We start from the raw sequence: 21999 nt of genomic DNA on the forward strand, positions 1-21999 counted from the left end.
ACGGGAAAGCTCCCGTCAGGGTTGAAATGCGGTGGTGACCGCGTGAATATGCTAGATACCCAGCTGTTCTGTGCCCGAAGACACAAAAATCTGCTTCGACTTACTGCGTCGGCATTTTTATAGACTCCGCCATGAGGCTATAAAAATACCGCCTGCTTACGCAGGCAGTAGGGCAATTAAGCCGCTATAGGAAGCACCAACTTCGACTCGAGCATTTGAAACACCGCTTTGGGCATTTCGTCGATAGTTGTTATCTTGCGTGATTCCTGGATCACTGTTGAGATGTCCAAACCTATCCCAAGACCGATCACTTCAATACCCGCGTCTTCCGCCATTCGCAACACTTTGAGAGTCGCATCGAGCTTACTCGGTTTGCCGTCCGTTGCGACGAACAGGATTCGCCGGTCTACCTTCTCCGACAACATTTTGTAGACACACCATAGCAACGACTCTGCCATTGGCGTGCCTCCATATGCCCCGAGCGACGCATAACGTGACGCTGTACCGCTCACCCGTTCGTCAAAATCGGTTAGGACAGTTACGCCTTTTCCGCTTTCGTTGAACGCCGAACTGGCACTATCTGGCGCCGGGAATGCCGCTGCTGCCGATTTCAGCCCTTCGACATGCGCAAGGCTGAGCATCAGTGACAGAGTTGACTGGCAGGCCAATGAAAGTTGGTCCTTCATCGACCCCGATCGGTCCAGCAGGACCATCACCGCAGTGTTAATTTCGATGCCATCATGCTGACGCTCGAACACTTTGGTATTGCCGACCCTGAGTTGCCACATACGATTTGGAACGATGCGCCTACCGCTGTCCGCATATTGACGCCTGCAGCGGCGAATCGTCTCCAGCAAATGCTCCATCCGGAATCGAAGTGCATTAGTCGAGCATCGCGTCTCCAGTAACATCTCCGAAGGATCGAGAAACCCGGCCTCCCCTACGTCCGATTCAGACATGTCAACGGCGCAATTCGAGCCGTCGTCATTGCTAGTGCCGACCTCATTCAATGCCTGTGCTGCCATCGCACCGACATCAGTCTTGGTCGAAATGGATGATGCGTTCAGAATGGATCGCAGGTTTTCCTTTTCAGCTTCCCCGCTTCCATCGTCATGTGAAGTCGAACTCGCCGGATTCGGTGATTCGCCCCCCTCGTTACTTCCGGGGTTGCGAGACTGAGCGCCACCAGTTGCATCGGATTGCGCTCCGGCTTCAGGATCAGATTTAACATCCGACTCACCCTTGTCGTCGGCAGAATTCTGGCAACCATTACTGCCGGCGCCATCGCTCTGCTCCTGATCAGGTGAATTGCCAGAACCGTTTGAAGACTTTTTCTCCTCCCCGTCGTTCTGGTTAGAGTTATCGTTCTCGTCGCCGGTACTAGACTCATCAGACTTTTCATCTTGCTCACCCGATTCCCCCGCCGCTGACTCATGCTGCGATTGAGGTTTCGGATTGGGCTGGTCCTGACTGTCATCCTTAAGCAACGCGAGGATGTGTTTGGCAAGCGCGATAATGTCTGTTGTTGACTTGCAGGAAGTAACTTCGAACATTAAGGATTGCAGCGCCGCAAACGTCTTACCGGGAATCGCATCGCGTAGTTTTGTTTCAAATTCGTTCGCGATGGTTGCCAGCACAGTTTGCCCCAAAACGTCGCAGTTGAGCCTTGAGAAGATGTACCCGAAGAACAGGTCGATTGGTTGCGCATCAGCTTGAGGTCCCTGAAAAACTCCATCCTCGTGAAGGGCATCCATCAACTCCTTAAGGGATTTGGTGGCCCCTAAAAATTGCCTGCGCATGCAGCCCTCAATCCTGATGTCTTCCAAGATGTTGACCAAATCGTGCAAGACAAGGTCGTCTGTGTACCGTTCACAATTCGTAAATCGGACATGACCAACTTCGTGTACCAGATACCCTATTGCAAGCACTTCCGCCTTCTTGGACTGCAAGGGTAGTGTTGGCAAAATAATGACCTGTCCATCAGTACAGGCGGTTTTGCCGCCGATCTTGACTTCGACATTCAATCGGTCAGACAGCATCTTGGCAACGATCGGTAACGCGGCGTTCAATGTTTTCGTCATTGTTATTCCTTCCAGAATAAGAACGACCATCCCCCGAAAGGGATGGTCAGATTGCACCATCCCTTTGCAGGGAACGATTAGAACAAGCAGAGATCAGCGCCCTCTTGTGCGACCGGCTGTGCCGGTGTTACTGGAGGTGCTATGACCGCTGGCGTTTCAACCTTTGTGACCGGAGCGGGAGCCTGGACAGCAACAGGAGATTCGGTGAGAGGAGAATTGAACAAATTCTCCTGCGGCGTCGGCGCTACCGGATTCGGTAGCGGTACCACGATTGATACCGGTTGCCGTGAAACTTTCGTGTGTTTCATCACGTAAGCATTCACCGCATCCGATACCGGCATGCCATCAAGGATCAATTGTCCATGCTCTCTTGCGTGTTCCGGGTTGGACATGAGGCTCACCAACTGGAACAGAGCATCAAAAGCGATCCCTTCAATGGATCCGGTCGTAGGCAGAAGCGAAAGGGTGTAGTCGATCGAATCCACCAACGGTTTCGCCGCAGGATTTAGGAAGCAAAGATCATGTAACTTGTCCCGCAGTTGCCGCACCCTTTGCAGGGAGTGCTGCGAGACTTTATCTTTGCCCAGGAGCGTTTTATCAAGCATATCGCCAGCCGAAGCCGCGATTTCCTTGAATAGCTGCTCCGATAAACCGCTGACCTGGCGCGCCATCCCCCGATTGAGTACGTTGGCGTTTTTACCTTTGTGTTCCCTGACCTGAATCGCTTGCCAGGTGAATCCAATGGCTTCTTCTACGCGCCCCTTCGTGGTTACCGACCCCTTTATGCAATGCGCCCAGTTCGGATGTGCGGCAAGCCAATCGTTGACATATCCCTGGTAGTTCGCCAGGAAATCTGCCTTCTCTTTGGCCCATTCCGCCTCGATTTTATCGAGCTCCTTCGCCACTTCGCCGACTTTCGTGAGCGAAATTGCATAGCCCCCGAGAAAGCGGACACCGCTGGCTTCGCAGGCGCGATGTGCGCGCTTTTTGAGGCGATCGAACACCTTCAGTTTTTCGGTATCGATGATTTTTTTGGATCCTAGCGATGCGAGATCGCTGGGAGGAAGATCAGACGATTGAACCCGCGTCAAATCTTCATTCTGCAGTTTCTTTCGCGCGCTCCAGATATGCGGCTCGAGTTGAACAAGCAATACCTGATCCAGTACTTTGACAGTAGTAGTTGTCATGGCCATGACTCCTGTAATCGGACGGCACGGCTACCCAAAGGGAGACGATGCCCCCATTGGGTTGAGAATATGCTGAATGCTCAGCTGCTTTTGTCCGCATAATGCACGGAAAAAATCTGACGAATGCCCTTAAAGACATTGGTCAGAATTCTGGCCGAACCGTTGCGAAATTGAATGAATCAGAAATTGGTACTGCAGACGCCAGAGAACCTGGCCAAGATGATGCTGATTAAATCGTCAGCTCGATAATCGATCGTTATACCGAGCAAGAAAAGATTTGTCAATACCTTCTGTCAATACCTTCACTGCCATCAGAAAAAAACCCTTATATCCAAGTTACTGGATATAACGATTGATGAACGAAGGATGCAGTAACTGCTTCTGAATACTTCAATCCTACTGGCAAGCTTCACATTCCTCGAAGCCTTGATCGCCTGGACGAAGAAAGCATGTTGCACCGACCTCTTCCGTGTCGACTTCGCTGACTGTGACTACCAATTTGGGAGCCACCGACTCATTGACCACCACTGCATTGAGCGAACCGGACTGACTGGTTGCCTTTTCAGCATGAGTAGCCCCCATCGTGCGAAGGTAATAGGTCGTTTTCAGGCCCTTTACCCAAGCCAGCCTGTACAACTCATCGAGCTTTTTGCCCGAGACGCCAGCTATATACAGATTAAGTGACTGGGCCCGATCAATCCACTTCTGGCGAAAGAAGCCTCCCCGTGTGGAAGCCTATTTGGTGGGCCCACATCCGAGATCAAAAAGGAACAATCCATTGCTCCTCTTGGGATGTGATTAAATGACAGCGTGCTGTCGATGAATATGCTTGTCTGCGGCGATGACGCATAAGCGGCATCACCAAGGATTACAAGCGCCTTTGTTGCACCCGAAGGTGCGACAAATCTGTTGTACGATGAAAATCCCCATAGGACTTCATGGAACAAGAGACTCGTGTTGGCTACAACGGAAGATTAAGCTAGATTAGGGGCCGCCAGCTCGACCGTACAGACAGGTACTATTTCTGCAACTGAGTATAAATATAGCACGCTGGTGGAAAATTTCAGGACTTTTGCGTATTCGCATCAAAGTTGCCACTGTTCCGCATTTCAAAACAGCCATACTTTCGCGTACCAAAGTTGCCGACGTCTTGCATTTCAAAATAACCGGGTGTTCGCATCCTATAGTAGTCACCAGTTAGCGAAGTATCATCGATCTGGATTTCGTGATTGATCTGTGAATAGTGTGGCGCGGCGCACAAAACATGCGGGCCGAGCAGTGCTTCGGAAGAAAACGCTGACCGGCCGCTCACGACCCTGAGCCGTCATCGACGAAAAACGAAAGCGGCCATTCACCCGCAAGGGTAAAAAAATGGAAGCGGCCGTTCGTGATGCGAAGTAAATATTCCGAGCTGAACGGCAGCTGTGTATTGTCAACGGCCATTCGGGCTTAGAATGCCAATGGGAACTGTCGGCCAGGAAGAGCCAGTCCTCAGGTCCCAGTGAACGGCTGGTTGATGCCAAAGAGCGGTCAATCAGCGCCAAGTGGTGATCGGCAATCACCGTCCCTCAACGGCCGCATACCGGCCGAGGTTCACTGGGCGTCGTTACCGAACCGAAGCTTCACGGAGCAGCCAATAATCGAACTCCCGCCGGACATACTCAGGGGAATGTCGTACCCTGTGCGGCCAACTTGGGCCACAGCTCTTCCTAAGAAAGGCTGGAGCGACCTTCGATTGCTCCAGCCTTTCTTACACCACCTGGATACCTCCCGAACTCCCGAACCCACTCACGGTTAGGCGGGGATGGGAGTGAAGGGGGAATCGTAGCCGACGTTGCTGGTCTTTGGGTCGGTGGTCTGCACATTGATGCCGTCGTCGTAAAGAACGGTCGGTGCTGTGTATCCGGGGATCACGCCGTTCCTTTTCCATATCCCCCCGTGAACCTTGGCCATTGAGCTAGCGTCAAGCTCCTTGGCGTCGTGCATATCATGGATAAGAATGTTGCTCATGATGTTTCTCCTTAACAGTTAAAGTTTGGGTTGGATGGTGAGCATTTCGTTGTGCTCGATAGACATACAGCATAGAGCGTGCCAAGCCCGAGCAAGAACCGAGGGGTGATTTGTAAGTCTTTGAAAAATAAATGGTATTTGGATCGCAGTCGGGTTTTTTCTTGATGCGCCTTGAAATGTGTCCTTGCGATGCGTTGGTATCCCAAAAACACATTGCAAGGAATCTGTTCGCTAGAACCAAACACATCAGCTGCTATCGTAGAAATATTGGTCTTAAAGTGCGTGCAGACTTGCCAGAACTGAACGCATGACTCACATCAATGGCCGGAAGGTGCAGGGGCATCAGCAGCCAACAACGGCTTGAGAACCGGTTCAATTTCTTTGGCGCTCACGCCATAGAGGGGCGGGCGGCGGCACCGTGGGTAACCCTGCGCATTGCTTACCCGACCATAAAACCCAAGATGACATTTCGTTCCGATCTCCGCACTGGTCTTACCATGGTAGATACTGAACGGACTATCTATACTGGGTCGGGTCTTGCCGGATGGTCTCGAAAACTGAATGGCAGCAAAGTCGCTGACACCCGACCGTGGCTGGGGCACCGGTCATTTTTTGCTCTCAGCGGCAGGTGAAGTCTGATACCTGCCGCTCAGGTTTTAAGGGTGGCTGGCTCTAGCCGACCCTGAAGAGACATTCACTGATCCCTCATGAACGTCCGAAATGCAGCGTAAGCAGACGGTGACACGATCTTCGCCACCTTCCAGCCTCGGCCAATGCCGGTCGTTGCGTCTGTAAGACTAACGCGCCCTACAGCAAAAATCAGTGCCCGGCGCGGTCATTGACGCTACCAATCTGGGGTGCTAGCCTACAAGAAAACCTTCACCCCATCCTATCTTATATCATGCGCTACTGGCGCCTCGACCGCCCTACATCAGGCGGGCAACTCGACCTTTCCCATGTCACAAGCCTTGTGGCCGCGATCGGTCATGCCGATGCGACTTCGTTTGCCGCTGAGGTACTAAATACATTAGGTGAGGCAGCAAGGATTTCCCAGTGCACCATCTTTGCATATGAGTTTGGCAACCGTCCACGCACGGTCTCGGTTGCGGATCACAGGGGTGGGCGCTTCCTGCGGGATGTCGCCGACGTCTATTCGAAACTGTTTTATGTCTTGGACGGCAATCAGGGCATTATCTCAAACACATCTGCCTCCAAACCCGGGGCGGCAATGGTGATGCACCAGCAGAACAGCGACGACATCGTACACGATGGCTATCGTGCAGCCTGCTACAGCGATCCCAACGTGTGCGACCGGCTGTCGCTTCTCGTGCAACCAGCAGAGGACATCTGGCTTTCCGTTAATCTTTACCGCGACCGCGACCAGGGAAATTTCCAACCGCGAGAAATTGCGTTAGTCGAAGCGCTGGCGCCATTAATTGGGCATTCGGCAAGGCATCACTATGCGTTGCACGGCCAGAGCCAGCTTGGGATACCGCAGCTGATGCTGGCAAAAGTGCGTAGCCTCTGTACCACTTTGGCCAAGCGCGAGCTGGATGTCGTCCGCGGCGTGCTGGAAGGCCGTACCGCCGTCGAGATCGCTGAGATACTGGGCATCAAGCCGGCCAGCGTCATTACCTATCAGAGGCGTGCTTACCAGCGGCTTGGTATATCGAGCCAGCGCCAATTATTCGCGCTCTGCCTTTCCTCCGAAAAAGTCTAAAAAAAGCCAGCCCGCTTGTACCCAAAATGGGGACAGCGGCATTTTAGCTGCCTCCTATACTCAGCACCATCGCATCGCGCCGATAAAAAGAAAAAAGCGGCTGCGAGTGACGCGCACCGCGGTGCGCGCCTGCAGTTCAATCGCACGTTCAGGAGACAGCCAACATGCATCCCATCCCATCGATATCCCACCCTCCCTCAAGCTATACCGATGCAGTCGGCGCAGCGCAGGTCGAACAGCGTGCTATTGGTAAAGTGTCCAAACGTCTGTTGTGGTTCATCTTCCTTCTGTTCTTTTTTTCCTTTCTCGATCGCATCAATATCGGCTTTGCCGGCTTGACCATGATGAAGGACCTGGGTCTGACATCGACGCAGTTCGGTCTGGCAACGACTCTGTTCTACATTGCGTACATTGCCTGCGGCATTCCGAGCAATATCGTGCTCGCGCGGGTCGGTGCCCGGCGCTGGATAGGCACGATCATGATCGCCTGGGGTTTGGCGTCCACCGCGACCATGTTCGCGACCAGCCCGAACACGCTATACGTGCTGCGCGTGCTGGTCGGCATCACCGAGGCGGGTTTCCTGCCAGGCATGCTCCTGTACCTGACGCTGTGGTTTCCCCCGGCCTACCGCGCTCGTGCCAACGCGCTGTTTATGATCGCTATGCCAGTTACTGCCGCAGTCGGCTCCGCATTGTCGGGCTACATACTGGCTCTGGACGGCGCTCTGGGGTTCAAGGGCTGGCAGTGGCTGTTCATGCTGGAAGGCCTGCCGTCGGCCATCCTTGGCCTAGTCGTATTTGCGTACCTGGACGACAGGCCGCAAGAAGCAAAGTGGTTGTCCGCTGAAGAAAAGGCGGCACTGGCCCGCAGTCTGCAAGGCGACCGTACGCCGGGGACGGCGGAAGCTTCTATCTCTGCCGCATCTACCGAACGCAGCCTCTTTGCCGAGTTGACCTCGCCGACGGTGATCAAGTTCGCAGCTGCCTACTTTTGTCTCGTCAATACGCTGGCCATGGTCGCTGTCTGGACGCCGCTCATCGTCAAGAGCTTTAATGCCGATGCGAGCAACCGTACCGTCGGCTTGCTGGCTGCGATACCTCAGGTGGTCACTATTATCGCCATGATCTGGTGGGGCCGTCACTCGGACCGTAAGCAAGAGCGCCGCTGGCACTTGATGCTGCCAATGCTGCTGTCGGCGGCTGGCTGGTTGTGCACGGCAACGTCGAGCAACCCGGCGATCCAATTGCTTGGTATCTGTATGGCCTCGGCTGGCTCCTACACCGCCATGTCCATCTTCTGGACCACCCCCGACCAGGCACTCAGCTTCAAAGCGCAAGCGATAGGCATCGCGGTGATCAACGCAACCGGCAACATCAGCTCGGCGTTGAACCCGGTCATCGTCGGCTGGCTGAAGGATGCGACACACAGCTTCACGGCCGGCCTGCTGTATGCCACCGGGACGACTGCGCGTCGAGCCGCAGGAAATTGCCGTGATACCGCGCGGCATCCGCTTCCAGGTCCTGCTGGATGACGACGTCGCCCGCGGCTATGTCTGCGAAAACTATGGCGCGCTGTTCCGCCTGCCCGATCTCGGCGTCATAGGCTCCAATGGCTTGGCCAACCCGCGTGACTTCCAGGCTCCTGTCGCCTCTGTTATGAAGATCTCGAAGGCGAGTTCGAGCTGGTCGCCAAGTTCCAGGGCCGGCTATGGCGCGCCGCGATTGGCCACTCGCCCCTGGACGTGGTTGCCTGGCATGGCAATTACACTCCCTACAAGTATGACCTGCGCTGCTTCAATACCATCGGATCGATCAGCTACGATCACCCGGACCCGTCCATTTTTCTTGTGCTGCAGGCACCCAGCGATACGCCTGGAGTCGATACGATCGACTTCGTGATTTTTCCTCCGCGTTGGATGGTAGCCGAGAATACCTTCCGCCCGCCCTGGTTCCACCGCAACTTCGCAAGCGAATTCATGGGCCTGATTCACGGCGCTTACGATGCCAAGGCGGATGGCTTCCTGCCGGGCGGCGCATCGCTGCACAACTGCATGAGCGGGCATGGCCCGGATGCAGAGACGTTTAACAAGGCGAGCGCGGCCGACACCAGCCGTCCCGACCACATCACTAATACCATGGCCTTCATGTTTGAAACACCGAGCGTCATCCGGCCGACCAAGCATGCGGTCGAATCCGTGCAGTTGCAGAACAGTTACGCCGATTGCTGGCAAGGCCTGAAAAAGCGTTTCGATCCAGCCCGCCGCTAAAACCATACGAGGAGATAACGCATGTCACAGCTTAATGAAACGCATGATCCCGCGCTGCGCAGCTGGGTTGACTCGGCCAACCAGCCGGGCACGGATTTCCCCATCCAGAACCTGCCGTTCGCGGTTTTTCGCCGCACCGGCTGTGGCGAGGCCTTTCGCGGCGGCGTCGCCATTGGCGACCAGATCATCGACCTAGGCGCGGCTGCGCAGTGCGGCGCGCTGGTGCCCGGCGTACAAGCCATTGCGGCCGCCTGCGGCGACGCCAGCCTCAACCGCTTCATGGCCATGGGTCCTGATGCCTGGGCAGCGCTGCGGCTGGGCTTGAGTCGCGCACTGCGCGCCGATGCAGCTGATACACAACGGCTGGCCAGCTGCATGCTGCCGCAGGCCGAAGCCGAGTACACGGTGCCGGCGCGGATCGGTGACTATACCGATTTCTACACCTCGATCTACCATGCGACCAATATTGGCAAGCTGTTCCGGCCAGATAATCCGTTAATGCCCAACTACAGATGGATGCCGATCGGCTACCATGGCCGCTCGTCGTCGATCGCCGTGTCCGGCCAGGCATTTCCCAGGCCCAGCGGTCAGACCATGGCGCCGGATGCTTCAGAGCCGGACTTTGGTCCATGCAAGCGCCTCGATTATGAGCTGGAGCTGGGGATTTACGTTGGCACCGGCAATGCGAGCGGTTCGCCGGTCCTAATGGACGACGCCGAGTCACATGTGTTTGGCCTATGCTTGCTTAACGATTGGTCGGCGCGCGACATCCAGGCCTGGGAATACCAGCCGCTCGGCCCGTTCTTGTCGAAGAACTTCGCGACCACGATTTCACCGTGGATCGTGACGATGGAGGCGCTGGCGCCGTATCGTCTGCCGTTTACGCGTCCCGAAGGCGATCCGCAACCCTTGCCTTACCTGGACTCGGCTGCCAACCGGAAGCAGGGCGCGATCGATGTACGGCTTGAAGTACGCCTGGAGACCGAGCGCATGCGCACTTCCGGCGCCGCTGCCGCAAGGCTCAGCGCGACCAGCTATCGGCATGCTTACTGGACGGTGGCGCAGTTGCTCGCCCATCACACGGTCAACGGCTGCAACCTGCAACCCGGTGACTTGTTCGGCAGCGGCACGTTATCGGGGCCAACGCTGGACCAGGCCGGGGCGCTAATCGAGCTGACCGCTGGCGGTCAGCAGCCGGTCACTTTGCCGGATGGCGACAGCCGCGCATTTCTGAAGGACGGCGACACGGTTATTTTACGCGGCTGGTGCGAACAGCCTGGGAGCGCGCGCATCGGGTTTGGCGAATGCCGCGGCACGGTCTTGCCGTCAATCCTCGGCGGTTAGCCCTCAACGCTAGATTGCCCACCGCACGAACCGGACAGTCAAATTCGTAAGTTGGCTTGCCTGCTGGCGCTGACGTGGGTTCGGTAAAAACCTGATGGGCAAAGCAAGAGGTGACAGATGTAGTTGTACTTGCCACGGCTAATGACCGCTTTGGAGAAAGCCTTATGACCGCTATATAGGGTCAGGTGTTGCCCGTCACGATCCGACGCCGAACGTTCGGTAACAGTCTGGGTACTGCCGGTGGTACTCGCCATTCGACCGTCAGCAATGCACGACATAGACGACGTTCGCCTTGTCCATGCGACTGACTGGAAATGGCCGAAAGTTCCCATTGGCATTCTAAGCCCGAATGGCCGTTGACAATACACAGCTGCCGTTCAAGTAAGAGATTCGGGGTACCTTCGGCGCAATGGCCGCTTCGGAGCAGCGCACGGAATCAATGACCGCAATGGAGAAGAAAAGCCAGTGGCTGGTCATGGCCGGCTGCTGACGGTCATTACTTTCCCTCCAGGAGCGTAGCGCCCGTCGCTGCACTGCACAACAAGAAATCAATCACAAAATATGGAAACCAGAAAAACAAACTGCAACTTTAAGCAATGAATTGCCGCATCGCGAGTGCAAATGCTTCATGCGTTGACGGTGGAACTTGCCTGTGCTGGCAGGGTTGGAATGCGAAGCGATGGCTACTTTGAAATGCGGAAGGGTGGCGAGATCGTCGTGCGAATCCGTGGCAAGGTTGATGCGAATACGCACTTTCACGCTTTCTTGCCGAAAATGAGAAAAGCGACTCACAGGTATTGGGGTCACCCCCAATACCCACAAGCCGCTTTTTAAGATAACCAATGGTCACGACCAGTCTACGAATCGCACTTCAGGGCCACAGACGCCGATTTGAAGTGTATCCGTCAAACGAGTTCGAAACGCATTGTTTCAAGTTCCTTCGGTGCGACATACGTACCGCCGATATTGAACATGTAGCCGTCGAATGCAACAGGCTTTTGAATCCGCACCCCGTTTTGAATGAACATTACGGACCGCTCTGATTTGCCAGTTGTCAATTGATGGGCCTTGATCTCTTGCTCCAACATCTCGATAATTTTCGCGTTCATGTGAGACTCCAAAGTGTGTACGGAGGTCTCCCCCGATCGGGGAGAACCCCGATGGGTTGAACATATTTTTTGCGACGTCATCACCTAAAATGGGTCTACGTCTTGTTGGTGCGAATAGTCGGAGTTAGGTGCAGTTCCACCACCCACGGCTGGCTTCGTCGGCTCGTTGGACTCTTCAGCGTTCGAATTTGAAGAGCCCGCAGCGCCGCCAGACCGCGCCCCAGGTGGAAACTCGAACGTATCAACGAGGATCTCGGTGGCATATTTGGTTACGCCATCCTTGTCTGCGTATTTTCTTGTTCTGAGTTTCCCTTCGAGCAGGATCCCGCTTCCCTTTGTAAAGAACTTGGCGATGTTCTCACCGAGCTTTCCATAGGCAATACAGGTATGCCATTCAGTCGCAGATTTCATTTCGCCAGAGTTTCTATCCCTCCAGCGCTCTGTCGTTGCGACTGAAAACTTGACTGCGGCGTCGCCGCCTGGCATGTAACGGACTTCAGGATCGCGCCCCAAAGCACCGCCCAACACGATTTTGTTCATAACTACTCCCTAATGATTTGAAAAAATCCCGGTTTATGCAATGCCGTCTACTGCTTAAGTAGCACTACACAAGTCACAACTTTTTCACTTCGTAACTGATCTTGTAGGCCGGTTCACCCTTTTCACCTGAAGCCAACTGAATAGGTGTGCGGCCGTGATTGATGATTTGAATGCTGTCGCCCGGCTTGACATGCGCTTCTTCAAGCGCACGCTCCAGATCTGCACCCCAGATAGTATTGGGAGAAAATTCCAGTGCAGCGTCTTCAAACACCAAGGAGAACTGATCAAATTTCTCAAGTTTCTTGGTTAGATGGTTTTTCTTCGACCGCATTGCCACACCAGAGCGAAGGTAGCGTCCAAAGTACGTAACCTTTTTCTGATTCGAGTTGGATGGCACCTCGCGCACAGTGACTCGTTCAATGGGCTCGACATTTCCAACTCGCGATTTTTCCGATATCGAGGAAGGCGAAGAGGTGCATGACTCAACACCACCTTTGGCAGCAACAGGTTTTGACGCTGACGGACACCCCGATTGCTCCAGGCGCTCGTTCAACATCTCCTCAACGTCCTGCATCGTTTTTGACACGATATATTCCGTCGACCATGCAGTGCCCTCATTGAGCAAACTCCAGGAGGGAAAATCGTGACGATTGAACCCGACCTTTGCCTTTAGCTTTGCGTCGTTGATATATAGCCTGCGCTCGACACGACGTTCCTGTTCATACATTGAAACGTTGATTGAGCCCAAGTTATCTTGCAGGGGAATGATCCGAATCATTGCCGGCCGATACCGATCGAGTCGGTTGGCCAGATTGGATTCAGGACCTTTGCTGGCAACCTGGTCGGTACCGCCTGTAATTAGCCGATCGGATGTTGAAATCCCAGGGGCATCATTTTTTTGAACGGCGTGACGGTTTGCATTGTTCAACTCTCGCACAAAATAGCCTAACAACCGGCCAACGCTGTACGCGAAATAGTCCAAAATTGAATAGTTCCTCATCCATTTTCCTTCCAAAAGAGTGAGAACCATCCCAAAGGGATGGATCCCTTTGGGATTGATATAAACAGCTTGTTAGGCTGTCAATGACTGGGTCAAAGGTGTTCGGTATTCCTCTCCGAAGACCTGATGAACCATCTCGTGAATCGCCATTCGTGTTTCAGGCGATGCTTTGAGCGTCTTGCTACGTTCAAGTGCATAGTGGACAGGACCAAATCCACTATTCGACACCCCAGCACAGGCCATGGCGTATTTGGCCCAACGCACCAACGATCGTGTCGACAACGTGACATCGAGAGCGGCGGCGTCGTCACTTACACCCATATAGGCTTTTCTGACTGCTGCCGCTACCTCTCGATAGCAAGTTGCAGTGCTTATAGCCGTGGCCTCGTCTTTCATGCCGGCGCTAAGCAGCACCGATTTGATCAACGATATTTCCTGGTCTTCCGGCATGTAATCGAAATACATAAACCGGAAGCGATCGTCATTGGCCGCATCTTGCGTGTTGCGACCGACATACCCGACCGTTCTAGGGTTGATTGTCGTAAAGATACGGAAGCCTGGCTTGGGACGAATCCAATCCCCGATTTCAGGGATAAAAACAGATCGCCCTTCCAGCAAGGCATTAAGCCCTGTCGCTTCACCCGGATCGATGACGTTGTATTCATCGATTAGAACCGATCGACCTTCCATTGCCGCCCGCGCCACCGGACCGAATACAAAGACCAGTCCGCCAGATGGAGTTGGAGCGTACTTGCCGATCAGATCACCAGCTTCGGTTCTCGGATGAGCGTTGTAGGTGTACAGGGGCAAATTCAGTCGATTATGAAACTCCTCGATGAATGAGCTTTTCCCGGTACCGGCATGTCCGATCGCCTGCAGTGCAATTTCACCGCTTCTGAAAAAAGTCACCATGTCCTGAATATGTCCGCGCTGCCAGACATAATCAGCGCTACCTTCAGGTGTATCCGGGCCTGGTTCTGCGTAACCGTCAAGGTACACCGGTGACGGAACATGCCCCAAGCCAAACAGCGGACGGATATCGATTTTTTGTGACGTTTGAGTAATTTGACTCATTGAGATCTCCAGTATGGAAATGGAGACGCCCCAGCGGGGCATCCCACTAGGGTTTAATGAATGACTACGCCCATTTTTTTGCATTGATACAGCAAATTTTGACGTAATTCTTCGGGGTCACATCCTTCGATGCGGCAACATGCTCCAAAGGTAAAGGGAATTAAGATCCGCTCCCTTTTTCCGTCAATGATTCTGTCAACTTCATCCGGAACATCTGAATGAAATATCCAGTCGAGGATGTCTCTCTTTTCCTCGGCATTGTTTGCAGCTCCGAGACGCTTTAAAGAACCTCTCAGCACGACAGAATGCATCTCTGCCGCTGCTGAATCGGTCCACTCGATGCGCTCCTCTGCCTCAGGTTGCAAGGGCTCTGCTTCGACTACATATTCGACAACCTCCGGTTGCGCATCGCGCGCAATGAGAAAGTCGACATCAGATAGACCGAACAGCGGTAACGACAACAGATCAAAGTCGAAGACGACATGATGGGGACCACGTCGCTTGACAGGAACCGGCTTTTTTCGGTCGCTTTGAATTTCCCACATCTCGCGCCGAGCGGCTACTTCTAGCTCGGTGAAAAAAGGGAAAGCCGATTGACCGGGGTGCCATGGCGTCAAATGCATTTTTGCACCTCCTGCTTCTTGCGAAGAAGGGTGTACTTACGCTTGACAGTGGCAACCACAACCTTAAACGGCCGATTGGTCTTCTCTATGGTTTCGCAAACGGGCGAGCTTTCGCCCCGAACAATCCGGGGTGTCATTTGCATGACAATCGAAGATCCATCATCGAGCGCCCACACTTGCGTACATTGAGTGGGAGTACCGTTGATTCTGCTGATGTCGCAGACGTGTGCTTTACCTTGGAGTTGAACCAGGCGATTAAATAGTTTTGCCATTTGAATCTCCTCGTAAGTGAAGATTCGCCCCTGCCGGGAAAGAATCCCCGGTTGGGTTGACAAAAAAAAACCATGCTTAGGACATGGTCGGATGAAGATGCTAGATAAACTGCTTTAGGCACGCTCTAGCTGACGGATCGCCTAAAAGACTGGCCGAATAGTATGGTATTTGGTCAATCTTCTAAGGTTGTTAGAAATGAAAAGGGACCGACGTCCATCCAGTAGTGGTACTGCATTCAAACTCGATACGCAACCAGCCAGATGGCCAGTCACGTATCTCGCTTGTATTCAGGAGTAATGCACCCTGAAATGTTACCGATGTCGGCTTGCCGAAAAACCTTCTTTGGCAGCAGAAACTTTACGTTTCAGCCACGACTTGAAAGCGATGTGGAAGATCCAAGACACGGCCAACATGAGCAGCGTTGCTTTCATGATTACTCCTATTGAGGGGTCAATTGAATGACGCGGTTCCGTTAGATATTGTCAATTGCACGCAATTGAACATTTACCTTGTCGACCGACGCTTTAACGCTTTTTACACTTGAGAATGCAGAATGTGCACCAAGAGCCAAAGTACCGGCCAACATCAGAGCGAGGATCTTTTTCATGACTATCTCCACAGATGGCGGGAAAGATAACTTCCCCAGATGCCTCCGATCGAATGATCGAAGGATCCAGCCAGAGAGCGCACGAATGTCCTGTGGACATTTGTATGCCCACAGGCTTGAATCAGACCTACGCCTAGCGTAGGTACGGGATGAGAACGATTTCACGGCTCGAAATGCAATTGAGCTTGATGGAAATTATTCAATCATCAGGATATGACCTTTATCGCAGGATCACGGCACACAGGCGCAGAGCGTCTTATAGGGTGTGCACGAATTGTCTTTTTCTGATGGAGATCACTTCAATCGGCAAGCACTGGGCTTGGCGAAGGCGTATTTGCCGCAGCAAGTACGTTCTCAAATTTGAAATTGACAATGAATGTGCAAAAGCACGAGGAACAAGACATCGCATTAAGCGATACACGAGCGCGATGGAACGCGCAGGGATGATGCTGTCACGAAGACAGCTGATTGTACCGGCATGACATGGAAGTCACTGGGCACAACCTGCTCCACGGAGGGAGCGTGTGGTGAGCAAGCTCACACACAGAAAAAGAGTGTTCCTTATACGTCTACGCATAAGGGAAACCCCTCTACATAATGCAGCGCTCAGAAAATCAGTGTGTTGGAGGAAAAGGGGCCGCTTTAGGCGGCCCAGGCAGTTATGCCGTGAGAATAGTAGATACCTGCTGGTGAGGGGTGCCGTCGCTCCGCCTACATGTGACTATGCTCGAAATGATGTCTGTTCCAGCTACAGGTGCCACCAGCCCAGCCAGTGACGATTCCATTATTGAACAAGAATTTCCAACTGTCAAACTATTTTCTACGTTGCAATCCGTGAGTTGGGCTTTACTTCAATCAACGAGGAATTGCGCTAATTTTGCCTGTTTATTCGACAGGATTTAAAAAATTCATCGGCTACTTTCTAGTCTGGGATCGAGGGAATCGATTTTTTAACCAAAACTAGAGAGGCAAATCATGGCCACAAATCCGCAAGCCCGGGCAACAGCCAAGGACTATTTGGACAACTACGACGGTCCAATTTCCCAGCTGAACACCACTTTTGGCAGTCCTGTGATCAAGCAGATTTACAAACGCGAAACACCGATTTTTTCGCGGAATGCGCTGTTTGTAACGTTTTTCGCGCGACTGATCTTTGGTGACACAACCGTCGACCCACTTGAAGACGCGCTCAACGCAAAGATTGCTGGCACTTCCAAGAAGTTCGAATACAAGATTATTCAAGCTCAGACTCTCATGCGCGAGAACGATTTGAGCGATGAAGACAAATGCCAAAATAACCTGCCGGTCGAATTCAACGTGACGATCACATCACCGGCATATCGAAAGTTCATCCTTCTGATGATCAAGGCAGACGCTCTTCTGACCTATTACGATACCTTGTGGATGAACGGCCTGGTCAAGACTTCCGACTACAACACGATGCGCTACGAAGTAAAGAAGGACCTGCGCGGAGTAGTTGCTTCAGTTCGCAATACCTGGATCGGCCTGCAAAAGCGAGTGCAGCAAGATAAGCTCGACAAATTGCACGACGTTACCGGCTCCGCAGAAGAAGGCAAGGTATCGGCGACGCCTGACGCGACAATTGCGACAAGCGACAAGCCTGCAAAAGTAAAGAAAGCGGCGACATCTCCTGCCGTTGAGGCTCAGTCGGATTTATTGACGCAAGAACCAGCAGCTGCCGAAGCAGCTTGATATCTTGCTGAATGTAAATCAACAAGCGGCGCTCGATTCTACCGACAATACCGTCGTTGTCGCTGGCCCTGGTTCGGGAAAAACCAGGGTCATCATTGCAAAAATCGGTAAGACATACGCGGACCATGAATATAACCGCGTATGTGCCGTTACCTTTACTCGGGATGCAGCGGATGAACTCGTCCGTCGAGTCAAGGCCGAATTCGGCGAAAAACTCGCCTCCAAATGTCGTTTCGGAACATTTCACAGTCTCGCCATCCAACAACTTCGGGACGTTAACATGCTCGGGCAGCTGGCGACTCCGCAGCAGCAGTCGGTATTTATAAATCAGGCTGCAAAAATTGCCAGCACACCGGACGATGCCATTACTTATGAAATGGCTGTCGAGAGGATTGAGTCAGCAAAATGCTCGCTAGTCCAGCGGCCTGAAGCCATGCAAGACCCGGTAGTGATGGCCTATCAAAAACTCCTCAGCCGTAATCGCGTATCCGATCTTTACGATGTAATCCGTGAGGCGGTCATGGGGATGCGCGATGGCACTATACAGCCCATGCACGCCGGCAGTTTGCCCTGCACACACCTACTCGTAGATGAATTCCAGGATTCCGATGAAGTTCAATATGCATGGATCATGGAACACGTCCTCCGTGGAGTCGTCACAACGGTAGTGGGCGACGATGATCAGACGATCTTTGAATGGCGACGAGCGCTCGGGTACAAAGGGATCGTCGCATTCAAAGAGGAAGCGCAGGCGGCTGAGATCGTGCTGGGCGAAAACTATCGCTGTCACAAAGAGATTTTGTCGTATGCCGACAATCTGATTCGCCACAATAAAGGGAATCGGATTGAAAAAAACCTGAGCGCTGCCAAGGGTCCCGGCGGTCACGTCGAAATTGTCGTCAAGGGTAGCATCAAGGATCAGGCTCAGGCCCTGGTCGAACGTATTGAGCCATTCCTTGTTGCGGTCAAAGATCCAGGTCGCTTTCTGTTTACCGTGCCGCCCGGCTCCTGGGCGATCATCGCACGCAACCACGGCACGTTGCATGCCGTCGAATCTGCACTTAACGCGAAACACATCCAATACCAGCGTGCATCGGGCGGATTCTGGAAACAATATTTTCTAGTGGTGTATCTCGACTTGCTTAAATCGATTCAGCTTGGCACCTCGACCGGTGTCGACTCAGGCCTTCATTTCGCCGGCGCCAGCAATGAAGGCATCGAGCGTCTTCACAATGCGACGGGCGGAAAACTGGGTAGGTTTCTGAACAATAAAATGAAGCCGTTCGACGACATCCCGAAAGAAGATCAGCAGCTTTTTCATCGCTTCAGCGCCAGCAGCGCCGAATGGCGCCTGGCGCTCGGTGCCGGTGACTATGACATGGTCATCAATGGAGTGTCGGCCTTCCTGCAGGTGGAGGGTCTTTACCGAGAAAGCGATAAGGACAAATGTGAGGCACTCGATTCCGCGGCCGAAATTCTGAGAAAGTATGGAACATGGCAGATCAAAATGACCGATGGCCGGTCGCGCCCCCCCTCTATCGCAGAACGAGTTGCGATCGTTACTGAACCAAACAAAAAAACCACGGATGGGATCGCTCTTCACACCATGCACAGCTGCAAAGGGCTAGAATTTGATTCGGTGGGAATATTGCATGTCAGCGACGGGACGATTCCCAATCACGAACGCCCTGACGACATCAACGATCGCCGACTGTTGTATGTTGCCTTGACCAGAGCCAAGAACAACCTGTTCATTTCATACAAGACAGGAGCCTGTTCCAGGTTTATCCATGAGACAGGCATAAATTTGAAGTAATTATCTTTAACAACAACCCGTATTGGAAGACCGAATGAAAAAATCTGAAATGATCGAGGCGCTATCCGCTGAACATGGCCTCACAAAAGCTGTATCAGGTGCTGTACTAGACTCTATCGTTGGCTTCGTCCAACATGGTCTGAAGGCAAACGGCCGTGTCGTCCTAACCGGCCTGGGAACTTTCACTGTGGCCAAGCGCGCAGCCCGTACAGGTCGCAATCCGTCAACCGGTGCAGCCCTAAAAATCAAGGCATCGAAGGTTGCACGTTTCAAGGCTGCGCCCGCACTGAAAGAGTCCGCAGCAAAATTCAAGGGTTAATGTCGCTTTGCCGCTCATTCGCTGATGCCAGTGAGCGGTTTTTAGGTATTTTCCGCTCTCAGAAGTGGGATGCCAAACAGTTTGGCCAGACTTTCCGAATGTCGTTCCTGCACGACCGGCGCCACACCGCCCTTCCCCCACCAGGAATTACTGACTGCAACGATCACTTCAGGTCTCTTGCGCCATATCCCGGACAGGATGATGCCTGGAAGATGTTCCTCATAGCAGAACAGCACCATCGCATCATGTCCGGCAATCCGAATGTTCGTTGAACGGCTCCAATCCGATGTATAGCCGGCGTTATGCCATGGTTGGTACATTGAAACCGGAATAGTCTGACGCGCGCCAATAACAGTTGTTGACGCGGCGTTTTGCAACGTTAGGGTGTTGTCCCACAGATCCTTGCCAATCTGACGGTTCGCCCCGATGGCGATCTGAATTCCCTGAGATTTGGCAACGGAAGCTATCTCCCACTTCCACGGCTTGTTGTAGCTGTCGGTCCAGTCTCCCAATATGCTTTCAGGATATATGACGGCTTTAATTCCCGAACGTGCTTCTTGCTTTGAGCGTTCCGAAATGAGGCCTATCCGATCGACCACGTTATCGACCGTAGATACCCTTCCCCATCGCGTGGAAATGGCCTTGATGTCGGCATATATGGAATGGTCTTCTGGGGTATGCCGTAAGAATGGCACACAAAGCCCGATTAGCGCTGGCAGGAGCCACTTTTTCAATGGGATAAGGGGAAACAGCAGGATAAGACCGAGATAGGCCCATAGCGCGGTCCAGCCGCCACCCGGCGTGATCCAACCGAGCGACAAGACCGGGCTAGCCCCGCCTACTATCCCTAATGGCGGGAGAATCGCGATCGCAATCGCCCCAACCGCCACTAGTCCTGATAACTCCGAACGTCGCCGGCAAAAATACGCACCTAGAATCCATGGTGCAGCTACCGAAATGCTCATAGCTGCCCACAAGCCAATTCCTAAAGCAAAGGATTCGCTCGACTCACCAAAAAAAACGGCGGATGCCGATTGGGCGCCTCGAAGCGCGACGAAGAAATACCCGAGGATCCATGCCGAGGCCTTTGTCGGGTTTTCCAACAATATCCACACAAATGGAACTATCAGCGCCAGTGCAGGATTGCGATGTTCGCCCCATGATATAAACCCGACGATCCCACCAAGTATCAGGCACGTAAATTGGGGGCGGATAACGCTATGCAGGATGCTTTTCACTCGCATTTCCAGTGTCGATGGCTACCGCATTGCTGATCATCGCCAGGATCATTGTGTCAGACAGATGCGGTGCATTAAGTCTGATTTGCTTGAGAAGCATCGTGCTGATCGGTATGGCATCAGCGCCGCTGATTGGTAATGCAAAGGTTCCAACACCTAGCTGCGAAATCTTGAAGAAAAAGTGACCACCCTGATTTTCAATTGAGAAGGTCTTATCATGTCTCGGGCCATGCCCTTCCAACGATACCTTTTGCAGGCGTAAAAACAACACCGACAACACTGTAAATATTTCCGCCTGGGTCAGCTGGATGCCGATTTTCTTGTCCCAGCTATACGTTCGGATGCCGGAGGCTTTGGCCCCCTCAATCCGTACCGTATGCGTATTGCCGTCAATCGTCATATCATCGCCAAAACACATGGCATACTTTTGACCGTAGACGCGATGTGTGTTGTACTTTTTGGCCGGTTCCGTAGCCGCAGGATTTTCTAGATCTGCGGCTAAAGTTTTAGCATCGGTCTCGGCAGGAGTCGCAGGCGTTTGACGATTTAATGGTTTGGACGAAAAAAATTGACTCGGGTCTCTTTTTTGTCGCGCACCTTGCTCTGTACTCTTCTTGGGGAGCGTTCCGGCCCGCGGCCTTGTTGATTCGCCGAATTCAGGGAGTTGATCCGGATCTTCTACGCCGATGTGAGACTTCCTCTTTTCGAAATGGTTGACCAGGTAGGTTTCTGCAACGCTGGCCACATCGCCGCCCTTCTTCAAGGCATTCAAGGCGCGAAACAGTGTAGTGCCCTCTTCAGCCGACACACGAATCAGATTGGCTAATTCTGCGTCGAACCCATGTTGCGTTAGGACTTCAGCACAAAATGGCGCGGTAGCCTTAATTACAGACGCCAAATAACCGGTTGCGACCTGGTCCTGCCGCTCGGCCTCACGTAGATTCCGGTCGAATTTCTCTCCCTCGACCGAGCGAATCGCAGCGAGGCCAGAAGGGTTAGGCACTGGCAGGGCCAGTGCGGTCAAGCGTGATTCAATTTCAGCATAGTTCACAGTGAGCACTCCTTTACTAGTCGCTCA

19 protein-coding genes and 2 pseudogenes are annotated in these 21999 nt (G+C 53.1%); 7 read left to right on the forward strand and 14 right to left on the reverse strand.

Annotation, left to right across the window (positions count from 1 at the left end; all coding sequences use genetic code 11):
- Nucleotides 1–176: 176 nt before the first annotated feature.
- From ACFOFO_RS19950 to ACFOFO_RS19965, 4 genes and pseudogenes are all read right to left on the reverse strand, one after another.
- On the reverse strand, nt 177–2081 hold the full coding sequence (locus ACFOFO_RS19950; RefSeq protein WP_390328611.1) for a hypothetical protein: 1905 nt from the start codon (nt 2079–2081) through the stop codon (nt 177–179).
- A gap of 77 nt (nt 2082–2158) precedes the next feature.
- Nucleotides 2159–3268, reverse strand: a complete 1110-nt coding sequence (locus ACFOFO_RS19955) for a DUF3150 domain-containing protein (protein WP_390332571.1) — start codon at nt 3266–3268, stop codon at nt 2159–2161.
- A gap of 396 nt (nt 3269–3664) precedes the next feature.
- Nucleotides 3665–3979 (reverse strand): annotated as a pseudogene (locus ACFOFO_RS19960) (ribonucleoside-diphosphate reductase subunit alpha); the annotation flags it as partial.
- Between the two features lie 1083 nt (nt 3980–5062).
- Complete coding sequence (locus ACFOFO_RS19965; RefSeq protein ID WP_390328619.1) at nt 5063–5278, reverse strand: hypothetical protein; 216 nt, start codon at nt 5276–5278, stop codon at nt 5063–5065.
- A gap of 901 nt (nt 5279–6179) precedes the next feature.
- Here ACFOFO_RS19965 and ACFOFO_RS19970 point away from each other — a divergent pair.
- The 4 genes and pseudogenes from ACFOFO_RS19970 (at nt 6180) to fahA (ending at nt 10609) form a co-directional block, all read left to right on the forward strand.
- A complete protein-coding gene (locus ACFOFO_RS19970; protein ID WP_390328620.1) occupies nt 6180–6998 on the forward strand; it encodes a helix-turn-helix transcriptional regulator in 819 nt (272 codons plus the stop codon).
- Nucleotides 6999–7162: 164 nt separating this feature from the next.
- A complete protein-coding gene (locus ACFOFO_RS19975; protein WP_390328621.1) occupies nt 7163–8530 on the forward strand; it encodes an MFS transporter in 1368 nt (455 codons plus the stop codon).
- Nucleotides 8457–9265, forward strand: a pseudogene (locus ACFOFO_RS19980) (homogentisate 1,2-dioxygenase domain-containing protein); the annotation flags it as partial. The gene ACFOFO_RS19975 and the pseudogene ACFOFO_RS19980, both read left to right, overlap by 74 nt.
- A gap of 21 nt (nt 9266–9286) precedes the next feature.
- Nucleotides 9287–10609 carry a fumarylacetoacetase gene (fahA, locus tag ACFOFO_RS19985; RefSeq protein WP_390328624.1) on the forward strand — a complete coding sequence of 441 codons (1323 nt, stop codon included), beginning with the start codon at nt 9287–9289 and terminating at the stop codon, nt 10607–10609.
- 552 nt (nt 10610–11161) lie between these two features.
- On the opposite strand, the gene ACFOFO_RS19990 is transcribed toward fahA, so the two are convergent.
- From ACFOFO_RS19990 to ACFOFO_RS20025, 8 genes are all read right to left on the reverse strand, one after another.
- Nucleotides 11162–11368 carry a hypothetical protein gene (locus tag ACFOFO_RS19990; RefSeq protein WP_390332572.1) on the reverse strand — a complete coding sequence of 69 codons (207 nt, stop codon included), beginning with the start codon at nt 11366–11368 and terminating at the stop codon, nt 11162–11164.
- A gap of 146 nt (nt 11369–11514) precedes the next feature.
- Nucleotides 11515–11718, reverse strand: coding sequence for a hypothetical protein (locus tag ACFOFO_RS19995; RefSeq protein WP_390328628.1), 204 nt, complete (start codon nt 11716–11718; stop codon nt 11515–11517).
- Nucleotides 11719–11802: 84 nt separating this feature from the next.
- Nucleotides 11803–12258 carry a single-stranded DNA-binding protein gene (locus tag ACFOFO_RS20000; protein ID WP_390328631.1) on the reverse strand — a complete coding sequence of 152 codons (456 nt, stop codon included), beginning with the start codon at nt 12256–12258 and terminating at the stop codon, nt 11803–11805.
- A 73-nt stretch (nt 12259–12331) separates the two neighbouring features.
- Entirely contained in the window at nt 12332–13258 is a 927-nt protein-coding gene (locus ACFOFO_RS20005; RefSeq protein WP_390328634.1) for a hypothetical protein, read from the reverse strand.
- Nucleotides 13259–13330: 72 nt separating this feature from the next.
- Nucleotides 13331–14332, reverse strand: a complete 1002-nt coding sequence (locus tag ACFOFO_RS20010) for an AAA family ATPase (RefSeq protein WP_390332573.1) — start codon at nt 14330–14332, stop codon at nt 13331–13333.
- A 53-nt stretch (nt 14333–14385) separates the two neighbouring features.
- On the reverse strand, nt 14386–14955 hold the full coding sequence (locus tag ACFOFO_RS20015; protein WP_390328643.1) for a hypothetical protein: 570 nt from the start codon (nt 14953–14955) through the stop codon (nt 14386–14388).
- Nucleotides 14946–15227, reverse strand: a complete 282-nt coding sequence (locus tag ACFOFO_RS20020; RefSeq protein WP_390328645.1) for a hypothetical protein — start codon at nt 15225–15227, stop codon at nt 14946–14948. The genes ACFOFO_RS20015 and ACFOFO_RS20020 overlap by 10 nt, the downstream gene beginning before the upstream one ends.
- Nucleotides 15228–15700: 473 nt before the next feature.
- A complete protein-coding gene (locus ACFOFO_RS20025; protein WP_390328647.1) occupies nt 15701–15835 on the reverse strand; it encodes a hypothetical protein in 135 nt (44 codons plus the stop codon).
- A gap of 975 nt (nt 15836–16810) precedes the next feature.
- On the opposite strand from ACFOFO_RS20025, the gene ACFOFO_RS20030 reads away from it, so the two are divergent.
- The 3 genes from ACFOFO_RS20030 to ACFOFO_RS20040 are packed head-to-tail and all read left to right on the forward strand — an operon-like array spanning nt 16811 to nt 19683.
- Nucleotides 16811–17548, forward strand: a complete 738-nt coding sequence (locus ACFOFO_RS20030; protein WP_390328649.1) for a hypothetical protein — start codon at nt 16811–16813, stop codon at nt 17546–17548.
- A 4-nt stretch (nt 17549–17552) separates the two neighbouring features.
- On the forward strand, nt 17553–19364 hold the full coding sequence (locus ACFOFO_RS20035) for an ATP-dependent helicase (RefSeq protein ID WP_390332574.1): 1812 nt from the start codon (nt 17553–17555) through the stop codon (nt 19362–19364).
- Nucleotides 19365–19398: 34 nt separating this feature from the next.
- Nucleotides 19399–19683 carry an HU family DNA-binding protein gene (locus ACFOFO_RS20040; protein ID WP_390332575.1) on the forward strand — a complete coding sequence of 95 codons (285 nt, stop codon included), beginning with the start codon at nt 19399–19401 and terminating at the stop codon, nt 19681–19683.
- A 41-nt stretch (nt 19684–19724) separates the two neighbouring features.
- Here ACFOFO_RS20040 and ACFOFO_RS20045 read toward each other — a convergent pair whose 3' ends face one another.
- Both ACFOFO_RS20045 and ACFOFO_RS20050 read right to left on the reverse strand, forming a co-directional pair.
- Nucleotides 19725–20921 (reverse strand): carbon-nitrogen hydrolase family protein, encoded by a 1197-nt coding sequence (locus tag ACFOFO_RS20045; RefSeq protein ID WP_390332576.1) that lies wholly within the window; start codon nt 20919–20921, stop codon nt 19725–19727.
- Nucleotides 20902–21972 carry a hypothetical protein gene (locus ACFOFO_RS20050; RefSeq protein ID WP_390328668.1) on the reverse strand — a complete coding sequence of 357 codons (1071 nt, stop codon included), beginning with the start codon at nt 21970–21972 and terminating at the stop codon, nt 20902–20904. Before ACFOFO_RS20050 ends, ACFOFO_RS20045 begins: the two co-directional genes overlap by 20 nt.
- Nucleotides 21973–21999 lie beyond the last annotated feature (27 nt).

Source organism: Pseudundibacterium arcticum (assembly GCF_042646465.1).
Taxonomy (GTDB): Bacteria; Pseudomonadota; Gammaproteobacteria; order Burkholderiales; family Burkholderiaceae_D; genus Undibacterium_A; species Undibacterium_A arcticum.